Origin of the sequence: Yinghuangia sp. YIM S09857, assembly GCF_051388915.1 — a bacterium.
GTDB lineage: Bacteria > Actinomycetota > Actinomycetes > Streptomycetales > Streptomycetaceae > Yinghuangia.
Genome location: NZ_JBPKBH010000007.1, coordinates 481893 through 492268, shown reverse-complemented (window position 1 = coordinate 492268; position 10376 = coordinate 481893). Strand labels below are relative to the sequence as shown.

The 10376-nt window shown below is 72.5% G+C and carries 10 protein-coding genes; 7 read left to right on the top strand and 3 right to left on the bottom strand.

The features are described 5' to 3' along the window. The 7 genes from ACRX5S_RS18430 to ACRX5S_RS18400 all read left to right on the top strand — a co-directional run. Nucleotides 1–1602, top strand: a 1602-nt coding sequence (locus ACRX5S_RS18430) for a DNA translocase FtsK (RefSeq protein WP_436774036.1), incomplete at its 5' end; no start/stop codon positions are given. A 141-nt stretch (nucleotides 1603–1743) separates the two neighbouring features. After that, entirely contained in the window at nucleotides 1744–2499 is a 756-nt protein-coding gene (locus ACRX5S_RS18425; RefSeq protein ID WP_436774035.1) for a helix-turn-helix domain-containing protein, read from the top strand. Between the two features lie 94 nt (nucleotides 2500–2593). Further along, nucleotides 2594–4237: a 30S ribosomal protein S12 methylthiotransferase RimO gene (rimO, locus tag ACRX5S_RS18420; protein WP_436774034.1), complete on the top strand. Its 1644-nt coding sequence runs from the start codon at nucleotides 2594–2596 to the stop codon at nucleotides 4235–4237. Between the two features lie 227 nt (nucleotides 4238–4464). Then, complete coding sequence (gene pgsA, locus ACRX5S_RS18415) at nucleotides 4465–5178, top strand: CDP-diacylglycerol--glycerol-3-phosphate 3-phosphatidyltransferase (RefSeq protein WP_436774065.1); 714 nt, start codon at nucleotides 4465–4467, stop codon at nucleotides 5176–5178. Continuing rightward, on the top strand, nucleotides 5093–6487 hold the full coding sequence (locus ACRX5S_RS18410) for a CinA family nicotinamide mononucleotide deamidase-related protein (protein ID WP_436774033.1): 1395 nt from the start codon (nucleotides 5093–5095) through the stop codon (nucleotides 6485–6487). Before pgsA ends, ACRX5S_RS18410 begins: the two co-directional genes overlap by 86 nt. Before the next feature lie 186 nt (nucleotides 6488–6673). Continuing rightward, nucleotides 6674–7045 carry a helix-turn-helix domain-containing protein gene (locus ACRX5S_RS18405; protein WP_436774032.1) on the top strand — a complete coding sequence of 124 codons (372 nt, stop codon included), beginning with the start codon at nucleotides 6674–6676 and terminating at the stop codon, nucleotides 7043–7045. 269 nt (nucleotides 7046–7314) lie between these two features. After that, the gene (locus ACRX5S_RS18400; RefSeq protein WP_436774031.1) at nucleotides 7315–7758 is read left to right on the top strand and encodes a hypothetical protein; all 444 of its coding nucleotides are present in this window, start codon (nucleotides 7315–7317) and stop codon (nucleotides 7756–7758) included. Nucleotides 7759–7764: 6 nt separating this feature from the next. On the opposite strand, the gene ACRX5S_RS18395 is transcribed toward ACRX5S_RS18400, so the two are convergent. The 3 genes from ACRX5S_RS18395 to ACRX5S_RS18385 all read right to left on the bottom strand — a co-directional run bounded on the left by ACRX5S_RS18395 (nucleotide 7765) and on the right by ACRX5S_RS18385 (nucleotide 10138). Next, entirely contained in the window at nucleotides 7765–8562 is a 798-nt protein-coding gene (locus tag ACRX5S_RS18395; protein ID WP_436774030.1) for an SDR family NAD(P)-dependent oxidoreductase, read from the bottom strand. A 130-nt stretch (nucleotides 8563–8692) separates the two neighbouring features. Then, a complete protein-coding gene (locus ACRX5S_RS18390; RefSeq protein WP_436774029.1) occupies nucleotides 8693–9217 on the bottom strand; it encodes a hypothetical protein in 525 nt (174 codons plus the stop codon). Nucleotides 9218–9352: 135 nt separating this feature from the next. Then, nucleotides 9353–10138, bottom strand: coding sequence for a DNA-formamidopyrimidine glycosylase family protein (locus tag ACRX5S_RS18385; protein WP_436774028.1), 786 nt, complete (start codon nucleotides 10136–10138; stop codon nucleotides 9353–9355). Nucleotides 10139–10376: the final 238 nt, after the last annotated feature.

Genomic DNA, 10376 nt, shown 5'->3' with positions numbered 1-10376 from the left:
TCCGCCGCGGCGCTCGACGCCGCGGCGCTCCCGGTTCCGTCGGCCCGCAGCCGCAAGACCGTCCCCGACAACACGCGCAGCGCGCCGCAGCACAGCCCCGCGCCGCCGCGCAGCGAGCAGTTGCGGCTCTCCGGCGACGTGACGTACCACCTGCCGTCCGACGACCTGCTGACGCGCGGCGGGCCCGGCAAGGCGCGCAGCAAGGCCAACGACGACGTCGTCGGCGCGCTGACCCAGGTCTTCGAGCAGTTCAACGTCGACGCGCGGGTGACCGGCTTCACGCGCGGCCCCACGGTGACGCGCTACGTGGTCGAGCTGGGCCCGGCGGTCAAGGTCGAGCGGATCACCGCCCTCGCCAAGAACATCGCGTACGCGGTCGCCAGCGCGGACGTCCGCATCATCAGCCCGATTCCCGGCAAGTCCGCGGTCGGCATCGAGATCCCCAACACCGACCGCGAGATGGTCAACCTCGGAGACGTGCTGCGCTCGGACGAGGCGGTCACCGACCACCATCCGATGCTGGTCGCGCTCGGCAAGGACGTGGAGGGCGGCTTCGTCGTCGCGAATCTCGCGAAGATGCCCCACGTGCTGGTCGCGGGCGCCACCGGGGCCGGCAAGTCGTCCTGCATCAACGGCCTGATCACCTCGGTCATGATGCGCGCGACGCCGGACGAGGTGCGCCTGGTCCTGGTCGACCCCAAGCGTGTGGAGCTGACCGCGTACGAGGGCATCCCGCACCTGATCACGCCGATCATCACCAATCCGAAGCGCGCCGCCGAGGCGCTCCAGTGGGTCGTCCGCGAGATGGACATGCGCTACGACGACCTTGCGAACTTCGGGTTCCGGCACGTCGACGACTTCAACAAGGCGCTGCGCTCCGGCAAGTTGACCACGCCGCCCGGCAGCGAGCGCGAACTGGCGCCGTACCCCTACCTGTTGGTGATCGTCGACGAGTTGGCGGACCTGATGATGGTGGCGCCGCGCGATGTGGAGGACTCGATCGTCCGCATCACCCAGCTCGCCCGCGCGGCCGGCATCCACCTCGTGCTCGCCACGCAGCGCCCCAGCGTCGACGTCGTGACCGGCCTGATCAAGGCGAACGTGCCGTCCCGCCTCGCCTTCGCGACCAGTTCGCTGGCCGACAGCCGGGTCATCCTGGACCAGCCGGGCGCCGAGAAGCTGATCGGCAAGGGTGACGGCCTGTTCCTCCCAATGGGTGCCAACAAGCCGGTGCGCATGCAGGGCGCGTACGTCACCGAGGCCGAGGTCGAGGCGATCGTCCGGCATTGCAAGGAGCAGTTGCAGCCGGAGTACCGTGAGGACGTCGCGGGCGGCGGGGGCCCCAAGAAGCAGATCGACGAGGAGATCGGCGACGACCTTGATCTGCTGTGCCAGGCCGCGGAGTTGGTGGTGTCGACCCAGTTCGGCTCCACTTCGATGCTGCAACGCAAATTGCGCGTAGGGTTCGCCAAGGCGGGCCGGCTGATGGACCTCATGGAGTCGCGGGGGATCGTCGGTCCGAGTGAAGGTTCCAAGGCCCGCGACGTGCTCATCAAGCCCGATGAACTTGATCAGGTGTTGAGCACGCTTCGCGGGGAATGAGCAAAACCAGCTATCCATTGATCATCTGTGTTTCAGCTCGGCTACAAAGGTGCCCACGGGGCCGGCCGACCGCGAAACCACCGTTCCGCCCAGCCCTAGACTGAATTCCGCCGCAGTGGTTGCACGCTCGGAGGCGCGCTCGTGTCCATCGGTCAGACTCTCGCCGACGCCCGCACCAAAGCGGGGCTCACCGTCGATCAGGTGAGTGAGGTCACGCGCATCAGGCAACCCCTGGTGGAGGCGATCGAACAGGACGATTTCGCGGCCTGCGGCGGCGACTTCTACGCCCGCGGCCACATCCGCTCGTTCGCCCGCGCGGTCGACACCGACCCCGAGCCGCTGCTCGCCGAGTACGACGCGCAGTTCGGCAGCGGGCCGGTGCCGAGCCCCACGGTGATCTTCGAACCCGAACGGGTCAAGCCGGAGCGCCGCATCGCCCCCAACTGGACCGCCGCCATGGCCGCAGCCGTCGTGGCCGTCGTCGGGTTCGTGTCCTTCCAGGTGTTCAGCGGCAAGGACGACGACAAGGGCAGTACGGCGACCGGCACTTCGAGCCCGCCTCCGCCGGCCACCCAGGCCGCGCCGGTGCCTCCGCCGCCCGCCCCGCCCGCGCAGGAGGTCGTCGCGCAGGCGCCGGTGGACGTCAAGGTCCGCATCGAGGCGGTCACCGGCTCCACCTGGGCCAGCGTCACCAACAGCGCCGGCAAAGAGGTCTTCGACGGCATCATCGCCAAGGGCAAGAACCAGGAGTTCAGCGATCCCTCGCAGCTCAAGGTGGTCCTCGGCAACGGCCCCGCGGCCCGCCTCAACGTGAACGGCAAGGACCTCGGACCGGCCAGCGCCAAGAAGAGCGTGGTGACCTTCACCTTCAAGCCCGGCGATCCGCAACAGGGCTGATCCGGCGCCCCCGGGCCGCCTCCGACGACCCGAACCGCCGCCGGAATGCTTCCCGCGTCGGGTCCGGGTCCCGTCCTGACGTAGGCTTTCCGGCATGCCCGCGCCCCGCACCGCGTCCGATGAACGCCCCGCCGCCGACGCCGCCGTCCCCGTCGCCGCCACCGCGGGCGGCGGTCGTACCGTGGCGCTGGTCACGCTCGGCTGCGCCCGCAACGAGGTCGACTCCGAGGAGTTGGCCGGGCGGTTGGAGGCGGACGGCTGGCGCCTCACCGAGGACGCCTCGGACGCCGCGGTCGTTCTGGTCAACACCTGCGGCTTCGTCGAATCCGCCAAGAAGGACTCGATCGACACCGTCCTGGAGGCCGCCGACCTGAAGAAGGACGGCGGGCCCACGCAGGCGGTCGTCGCGGTCGGCTGCATGGCGGAACGCTACGGCGACCAGCTCGCCGGGGCGCTGCCCGAGGCCGACGCGGTGCTCGGCTTCGACGACTACGAGGACATCGCCGGACGCCTGCGCGCGATCCTCGCCGGCGAGAAGCACACGTCGCACGTACCCCGCGACCGCCGCAAGCTGCTGCCGCTGAGCCCCGCCGAGCGGCAGGACGCCGCGGGCGCGGTTCCGGGCCACGGCACCGCCGAGCGGCCCGAGGAGGCCGTGCCGGAGGACCTGCCCGAGGGCGTCGCCCCCGCGTCCGGCCCGCGCACACTGCGCCGGCGCCTCGGCGACGGGCCGGTGGCCTCGGTGAAACTGGCGTCCGGCTGCGACCGGCGCTGCTCGTTCTGCGCGATCCCGTCGTTCCGCGGCTCGTTCCTGTCGCGGCGTCCGACCGACCTGCTGGACGAGGTCCGCTGGCTCGCCTCGGAGGGCGTGCGCGAGATCGTGCTGGTCAGCGAGAACTCCACGTCGTACGGCAAGGACCTCGGCGACATCCGCCTCCTGGAGACCCTGCTGCCCGAACTGGCCGCCGTCGAGGGCATCGAGCGCGTCCGCGTCAACTACCTCCAGCCGGCCGAGATGCGCCCGGGGCTGGTGGATGTGCTCACCGGAACCGACGGCGTCACCCCGTACTTCGACCTGTCCTTCCAGCACGCCAGCGAGCCGGTGCTCCGCCGTATGCGCCGGTTCGGCTCGCGCGAGGCGTTCACCGGCCTGCTCGACCAGGTGCGGGCCAAGGCCCCCGAGGCGGGAGCGCGCTCGAACTTCATCGTGGGCTTCCCGGGGGAGACGGAAGAGGACCTCGACGAGCTGATGCGGTTCCTCACCGAGGCGCGCCTCGACGCGATCGGCGTGTTCGGCTACTCCGACGAGGAGGGCACCGAGGCCGCCGGATACGACGGCAAGCTGCCCGACGAGGTGGCCGCCGAGCGGCTGGAGCGGGTGTCGCGCCTCGCCGAGGAGCTGACCGCGCAGCGCGCCGAGGAGCGCGTCGGCACCGAAGTCACCGTCCTGGTCGAGGAGATCGTCGACATCGCCGACGACGGCACGGTCACCGCCGAGGGCCGCGCCGCGCACCAGGCTCCGGAGATCGACGGGTTGACCGTGCTGCGCGGCCGCGACCTGGCGGTCGGCACGTTCGTACGCGCCCTCGTGGTCGGCAGCGAGGGGGTCGACCTGTACGCCGACGCCGAGCTCGAAGCCCGCGCGCATACCGGCACCGATGCCGCCGACGAGGCGGCGTCCGTGGCGGCGTCCGTGTCGGGCGTACCCGACGATGTGCCCGCGGGACCCGTGCGGTGACCGAGGACCCCACGCCCACGACTCCGTCGTCCCGCCCCCGCCCGTCCGAGGCCGCCCGCGCCGCCGCGGCCCAACGGGCCGAAGCCGTGCGTGCCGCCGCGGCCCAGCGCGCGGAGGCGGTACGCGCCGCCGCCCACCAGCGCGCCGAGGCGGTACGCGCCGCCGCCGCCCACCCCGCCGAAGCGGTCCGCACCGCGGCCGCCAACCACCCGCCCAAGCCCGACCGCCTGGGCGACCCGACGACGTCGGTAAGCGTGTGGAACGCCGCCAACGGCCTCACGATGATGCGCATCGCCATCGTGCCGCTGTTCGTCTACCTGCTGGTCCAGGACGGCGGCCACGACCCCGTCTGGCGGGCGTACGCCTGGGCCGCGTTCGCCGTCGCCAGCATCAGCGACCGCTTCGACGGCATGCTCGCGCGCCGCCACGGCCTGGTCACCGACTTCGGCAAGCTCGTCGACCCCATCGCCGACAAGGCCCTGATGGGCGCCGCGCTGATCGGTCTCTCCGCACTGGGCGACCTGCCCTGGTGGGTCACCGGCGTGGTGCTTTTCCGCGAGATCGGCATCACCCTCATGCGGTTCTGGGTGATCAAGCGCGGGGTGATCCCGGCGAGCCGCGGGGGCAAGCTCAAGACGCTGCTGCAAGGCACCGCGATCGGCATGTACGTCCTGGTGATGACCGGCCCGCTTGCCTCGTTCCGCGCGTGGGTCATGGCGGTCGCGGTGATCGCCACGGTCGTCACGGGCGTCGACTACGTCGTCAAGGCGCTGCGCGGCGGTCCGGCCGACGACGCCAAGCCGTCCGAGGCCGACGCCTCGGAAACCGACAGCACGCAGACGGACGGCACCGACGATGGCACCGCCTCAGGCGACGGCGTCGGCGCGGCCGCGGACCAGGGCCGCGCCGAGGGGGCGCGTCCCGAGCTGGGGCAGCACTAGGGACAACACGAGGACCACAACGGACAAGGGGGCACGCCAGGTGAAGGTCGAACTTGTCGCGGTCGGCGACGAACTGCTCATCGGCGACGTCGTCAACACCAACGCAAGCCGCCTCGGACGCCTGCTCACCGATGCCGGGCTGCGCGTGACCGGCGTGTCCACGGTAGGCGACGGCCTCGGCGAACTGGTCGACGTCCTGCGCACCGCCGTCGAGCGTGCCGACGCCGTGCTCATCACCGGCGGGCTCGGACCCACCTCCGACGACCGCACCCGCGAGGCCGTGGCCCGCGTGGCGGGCGTCGAACTGCGCCGCGACCCCGAGGTCGAGCAGTGGCTGCGCGACCGCTACCGGGACACCAACCGCACGCTCACCGGCCTCGGATTGCAGCAGGCCGATCTGCCGGACGGCGGCCGCATCCTCCCGAACGACCGCGGCAGCGCGCCCGGCCTGGCCATCGACATCCGCGGCACCGCCGTCTACGCGACTCCGGGCGTGCCGCACGAGATGGCCGCGATGGTCGGCGACCAGGTGCTGCCGGACCTGCTGCGCCGCTCCGGCGCCCCGGCACCGCGGGCCCAGCGAGTACTGCGCACGGTCGGCGTCGGCGAGGGCGTCATCGCGCAGCACCTCGAACCTCTGGAGAAGGACCTCGCGGCGGTCGGCGCGGTCGAGGTCGCCTACCTCGCCGAGCCCGGCGAGACGCGCGTCAAGCTCACGTCGACCGGTCCGGGCGGTGGCGCCGAGGTCGACGCGGCCGCGCTGCGGGCGTACGAGCTCCTGGGCGATTGCGTGTACGGCGAGGGAACCGAGCAACTGGTCGCGGTCGTTGCCCGGTTGTTGGTGGAGCGCGGCGCGACGCTCGCGGTCGCCGAGTCGCTGACCGGCGGGCTCCTGGCGGCGACTGTGGTGACCGTGCCCGGCGTGTCCGCGGCGTTCCGCGGCTCGGTCACGGCGTACGCCACCGACGTCAAGACCTCGGTGCTCGGCGTCGGCGCGGCGCTGCTGGCCGCCGAGGGCGCGGTGCACCCGCAAGTGGCACGCGAGATGGCCGAGGGTGTGCGGACGCTGCTGTCGGGTACCTACGGGGTGGCCACGACCGGCGTGGCCGGCCCGGAACCGCAGGACGGGCGTCCGGTGGGCGAGGTCCACATCGCGGTGGCGGGTCCCGAGGGCACCGTGACCGTCTCCCCGCGCCTGCCGGGGGACCGCGACAGGATCCGCACCCTGACCGTGGTGCGGTCCTTGGAACTGCTGCGGCGCACGATCCTGGGGCTGCCGCAGGAGCCCGCCCGGGAATTCACGGGCTGAGAGGGGGGTTGTGCGACCGATGCGGAACGAAGGTTTTGAACGGTGCGAAAGCCATGAGCCGTCACCCAGGGCGTGTTGGCTCCACGCCCTCAGTGAACAGGACGGCAGACCCGGTACGCAGTTCGGGGATGCCGGGTACGGTGGGGCTGTGTCCGTTGCAGCCGCGGTCCTAGGAGGGAGCGACCGATGATTCTGCTCCGTCGCCTGCTGGGTGACGTGCTGCGTCGGCAACGCCAGCGCCAGGGCCGCACCCTGCGCGAGGTGTCGTCGGCGGCCCGGGTGTCCCTCGGGTACCTCTCGGAGGTCGAGCGCGGTCAGAAGGAAGCGTCGTCCGAGCTTCTCGCCGCCATCTGCGAGGCGTTGGACGTGCGCATGTCGATAGTGCTCCGGGAGGTCAGCGACGAGCTGGCGCTCTCCGAGCTGGCCCACAGCGAGGGCCTGACCTCGCGTCCGGTGCTGGAGCCGGTCGGACCGTCCGGGTCGGAGCGCGTACCCGGGCCGGGTTCGTCCGGTTCGGTCAAGTCCACGAGTCAGGTGGACGTGGTCGTCGCGGCGTAGTCCGCGGTGCCGGGCCCGCCGCGAGCGGTGCCCCGGTTTCACGGAGGGCGGTGCGGATCCCCGGGATCCGGCACCGCCCTCGTGCGTTCCGGCACACCGGCGGCGCCTGTGCGCACACTCGTGCGCCGGTAGCCAATACCACACAATCCGTCACACATGGTGACGGCGACATGCGCCGTACGGGTGATTGGCCGCCCGGTTCCTGGCCCGACCGGATGTTCCGGGGGAGGCTGGGGATGCCCCCGAAAGGGGAACCGAGGAGGCCGACCATGAACCAGGTTGGGCAACACCTTGGCAGGACCGCCGGTGGCGGCACGGGCTTGATCCCCGAGCACGCACCGGGTGGCCGACCGGGCCGCGTGCGGTCCCTCACGCGCGAGCTCGTGCACGGCGGCGTACGCGACCGCTCCGCGGCGACCTGGCTACTCGCCTCCGTCCTCACCTTGGCCTGGCTCGCCGCGATGGCGTGGGCGCTGCAGGCGGAGGCCTCCGCCCCGCGCCCCGGCTCCGCGGCGGTGCTGCTCGGTGGCTGGAGCCTGACGCTGCTGCCGGTGCACTGCGCCGCCCGGTTCCGGCGCGCGGCTCGGGCGCAGGCGGGGGCGCCCGTCGACGCGGCGATCGACGCCCGCGTCGGCGAATACGGCCGCGTCCACGACGAGGGCGCCGACCGGGACGAATCCCCGCCGGCGCCCCCAGGGCTCAATGCCGTGTGACGTGCGTCACCACGGCATGGTCACGCCGCCGTTCGGCCGCAGCACCTGGCCCGTCATGAACTTGGCGGCGTCGGACGCGAGGTAGGCCACCGCGTACGCGATGTCCTCGGGCTCGCCGACGCGCTTGAGCGGCGACATCTTCACCATCGGCGCGGCGACGGCGGCCTTGAGGTCCTCGTCCTGCGTGCCGTCCTCGGCGGTCCAGTGGCGGCCGGTCATGCCGGTGACGGTCCAGCCGGGCGCGACGGCGTTGACGCGTACGCCCTTCGGGCCGACCTCGGTGGCCAGGGTCTTGGTGAGCTGGTACATCGCGGCCTTGGCGGCGCCGTAGCAGAGCAGGCCCGCGTTGGCGGTGTCGATGGCGCTCGACGCCATGTTGACGATGCTGCCGGAGCCCTGCTCGACCATGACGCGCGCGGCGGCTCGGCAGCCGTAGAAGACGCCCTTGAAGTTGATCGACAGGACCTTCTCCAGGTCCTCGTCGGTCGTCTCGATCACCGTGCTGGTGTGCATGATGCCCGCGATGTTGGCCATGACGTCCAGCCGCCCGTGCTCGGCGACGGCGGCGGCCACGAGGGCGTCGACCGAAGCGGCCGACGAGACGTCGACGGCGGTGCCGGTCGCGCTGCCGCCCGCGTCGGCGATCAGCTTCGCGGTGGCCTCGGCGCCGGCCTGGTTGATGTCGGCGCAGACGACCGCGGCGCCGAGCTCCGCCAGAACCTGCGCGCTGCTGCGGCCGATTCCGCTGGCGGCACCGGTGACGACGGCCACGCGGCCGGACAGATCGAGGGCTGTGCGCAACACGGGTTCCCCTCCCAAGGAGTGCCTGGGGCCGGGATACCGGGCCCACGGGGACCGTAGATTCGATCTGACGAACAGTCAATAAACGTGCGCTGTGGGTCCGATCGCTTCGCCGCAGGTCAGCCCGCGGAGGTCAGGGAGCCTGCTCCTGGCTGAGGCACCAGTGGTGCGTACTGCCGCCGACCGGGAAGAGGCCGTATTGCGCGAGCCCGTCGCACACGCTGCCGGGCAGCGTCGGGGAGGGCGTGGCGGCCGGTGCCGGGACGGGACGCCGCGGCGGGACGCTGCCGTGCGTCGGCCCCGGCCGACGCGGCGGCTTGCGTGGTACGGAGACCTCGTCGGTGTCCGGGGTCCGCCCCGCCGAAGCGGCCGGTCCGTTCGGCGGAGACGTGGCGGGGAACGGGGACGGCGACGTCCACGACACCATCGGCGGCCCGACCGACACCGCGGGCCCGGGCAGCGCGGCGTCGGGCAGGGTCGGCACCGACGGAACTGTCGGTGACACGGGCCCTGCCCCGGCGGCCGCCGCGGGCGGGGTGGGCGGTGGCGGTGCCTCGAACAGGCCCGCGGCGCGCGGCCCGCCGGAGACACACCCCGCGAGCAGCGGCACGCAGAGCAGGACGCCAAGTCGGGGAACGGACAGCCGGTACGCGCTCACAGGAACCTCCGAGGCGGTCGCACGGACGCCCTGTACGACGACCCAGACGTCCGGCGGTCACCCCAAGTCCCCCCGAAGAGTGGACCGGCGGGCGTCGCGCAACCGATCCGGTGACCCGAACGCGCGCGGTCCGACCTACCGGTCGCTCGGCTGGCAGCGGGGGCACCAGAAGACCACGCGCGGCGGTTCGCCCGCCTCGGCTTTGCGGATCGGGGTGCCGCAGCGGCGGCAGGGGCGGCCGAGTCGGCCGTACACCCAGTGCTGGTGGCCGGGGCGGGGATCTCCCGTGGTGACGTGTCCGTGGCGCTCGCGGTTGGCTTCCAGGGCGCGCTTGGCGAGGTCGACCATGGCGTGCAGGTCGCCTGCCGCGTCGACGCGGGCGAAGGGGGAGACGCCGCGCAGGAAGCACAGTTCGGCGCGGTAGACGTTGCCGACGCCTGCCAGGTTGCGCTGGTCGAGGAGCGCGTCGCCGATCGGACGCCCGGGCCGCGCGGTCAGCCGCCGCACCGCTTCGTCCGCGTCCCAGCCGGGGCCGAGCAGGTCCGGGCCCAGGTGGCCGACCACGCGCGGCTCCTCGGCGGTCCGCACCAGGTCCACGACCGGCAGCCGCAGGCCGATCGCGGCGAACTCCTCGTTGGCCAGCACGACACGAACCTGGTCACGCGGGCTGTTCCCGACCCGTCCGCCCGCGGCCTGGACGCGCCACGCGCCGTCCATCCGCAAGTGCGTATGCAGGGTCACGTTCCCCTCGAAGCGCACCAGCAGGTGCTTGCCGCGCGACTCGGCCGCGAGGACCCGGCGGCCCGCGAAGTCGACGGTGGCGTACCGCGGTACGCGGAAGTCCGTGTGCGTGAGCACGCGCCCCGCCAGCGCGCCGCGCAGTTGGGTCGCGGTGATGAACACCGTGTCGCCTTCAGGCATGCGTCCATTGTCCGTGCGCGGGTCGCGGACGTGCGGGGAGGGTGCCAACCGGCCCGGGCACGCCTCCCCGGCACAAGAACCGGCCACAAACACCGGCGCAAAAAAGGATCGCAACCGGTGTCGCACCCGCGCGGCCAGGAACACGTGTGCGACACCAGTTGCGATCGTCCCCTACCGTGGCGCGTGCAGGGTCGCCACGGGCGAGGTTCCTCCTGGTGGGGAGGTACGGAATGGCGCT